This window comes from Streptomyces sp. C (assembly GCF_000158895.1).
In the GTDB taxonomy this organism is placed as follows: domain Bacteria; phylum Actinomycetota; class Actinomycetes; order Streptomycetales; family Streptomycetaceae; genus Streptomyces; species Streptomyces racemochromogenes.
This window is the reverse complement of sequence record NZ_GG657750.1, coordinates 5987890-5989944: the sequence shown is the minus strand read 5'-3', so window position 1 is coordinate 5989944 and position 2055 is coordinate 5987890. Positions and strand designations below refer to the sequence as shown.

Genomic DNA, 2055 nt, shown 5'->3' with positions numbered 1-2055 from the left:
TCGATCTGCCAGCGGCTGACCTCGCCCTGTGTAGCCGTGTTCCACCTCGACCGGGCCGGGCGTGCCCGGGGTGACGTCCAGGGCGTTGAGGTCGATGCCGAGCAGCCCCAGCCCGACCCCCTTGAGCACGGCCTCCTTGCGGGTCCACACCCGGTGGAAGGCCGCGGTCCGCTCCGGCCCGGCCGGCAGCGACAGGATGTACGCGTGCTCGGCGGGGGCGAGGACGACATTGGCGAGGGAGCCGGACTCCACGGGCCGCAGCGCCTCGACGTCCACGCCGATCCAGTCCCCCGCGTGCAGGGCGAGCACCCCGCAGCCGCTGGTGCGGGTCAGGCTCACGGCGAGCCCGACGGCGGGGCTCGCCACGGCCGGCGGGCCGTGCTCCAGGTCCCCGCAGCCGGGGCAGACGCGGCGGCCGAGGGCCACCCGTACGGGCCTCCACCCCCAGCAGCTCGCCGATCGCGCGGCGGGCGCCGGCCCGGGTCCGGATGAACGCGGCGGCGTCCTTCTCGGCCCGGTAGCGGCGGGCGCGTACCTGTTCGACCTCGTCCAGCAGGTCGAAGTCGGCCTGGTCCACCCGGTCTTCGAGCGGCCACCACCACACGTGTGCCTCGCCCGTGGCGCGCAGTCTCGCGGCCTGCCGTGCGGCCGTCACGGGCACGGGCAGTACACCGGTCGTGGCGGTGTGGTCGATGCGGCCGCGCACGGCGGTCAGGGTCTGGCTCGTCATCGGGTCCTCCTCTCCCCCCTTGAGGGCGTTGTCAGGTCAGTCCGCCCAGGCTCAGGAGCAGGTCCTTCACCTCGGTGGCGTGGTAGCGGGGCCGTTCCCGGGACGGGTCCGAGCAGAGCAGCACGGGCGCGTCCCGGTCGTCGCCCGGCAGCCGTCCGTGGCTGCCGCGAACGCAGCCCGGGTCGAGCGGCACCACCTGGAGCGGTGCGCGCATCCCCGCCTTCTTCTTCAGCACCGCGAGGGCCGCCTTCGCCTTGGCCGCCGGATCGGCGGGGTCGAAGAACAGCTCGGCCGGGTCGTAGCCCGGTTTGCGGTGGATCTCGACGCCGCGCGCGAAGTCCGGGGCGCGGGCGTCGTCGAGCCAGTAGTAGTACGTGAACCAGGCGTCGGGTTCCGAGACGGCGACGAGCTCGCCGGCGTTCGGGTGGTCGATGCCGTGGTCGGCCTGCTGGGTGCGGTCCCAGATCTCGTCGACGCCGTCCAGCGCCTTCAGTACGTCGCGCACGCGCGGGACGTCGGCCGGGTCGGCCACGTAGACGTGGGCGGCCTGGTGGTCGGCGACGGCGAACGCCCGGGAGGTGTACGGGTCGAGGTACTCCATCCCGCGCTGGGCGTAGACGGACAGCAGGCCCTCGCGGCGCAGCGCGCGGTTGATGTCGACGGGCCGGCTGACGGGCGAGATGCCGTACTCGCTGAGGGCGACGACGGTGGTGCCGCGGTCGCGCAGGTCGGCGAGGAGCGGGCCGAGGGCGGCGTCGGCCTCGCGGGCGGCCCGGACGGCCTCGGGGCTGTCGGGGCCGAACCGCTGGAGGTCGTAGTCGAGGTGCGGGACGTAGATGAAGGACAGGTCGGGGTCGCGGGTGTCGGCGACGTGCCGGGCGGCGCCGGCGATCCAGCGGGTGGAGGTGAGCGAGGCGGTCGGGCCCCAGTAGTTGAAGAGCGGGAACTCACCCTGTGCGGCGGTCAGTTCGTCGCGCAGGCCGGCGGGGACGGTGTAGCAGTCGGGGGCCTTGCGGCCGTCGTAGTGGTAGACGGGGCGCGGGGTGAGGACGGTGTCGACGTCCGCGCCCATGGCCCACCACCAGCACAGGTAGGCGGTGGTGTGGTCCGGGTCGCGGCGGCGGGCGGCCTGCCAGACCTTCTCGCCCCGGACGAGGGCGTTGTGCTGGCGCCACATCATCACTTCGCCGTGGTCGCGGAAGTACCAGCCGTTGCCGACGGCGCCGTGCTCGCGGGGCAGGGTGCCGGTGGTGAGGGTGGCCTGGACGTTTTTCGGTGACGGCGGGGAACACGGTGTCGAGCGCGGCGGCGAAGCCCTGCTCCCC

The 2055-nt window shown here is 74.1% G+C and carries 1 protein-coding gene and 1 pseudogene; both read right to left on the bottom strand.

What is annotated here, in order from left to right; genetic code table 11:
* On the bottom strand, positions 1-426 hold a 426-nt coding region (locus SSNG_RS44135), incomplete at its 3' end, for a 4'-phosphopantetheinyl transferase superfamily protein (protein ID WP_241695124.1).
* Between the two features lie 335 nt (positions 427-761).
* Positions 762-2055, bottom strand: a pseudogene (locus SSNG_RS27005) (nucleotide pyrophosphatase/phosphodiesterase family protein); the annotation flags it as partial.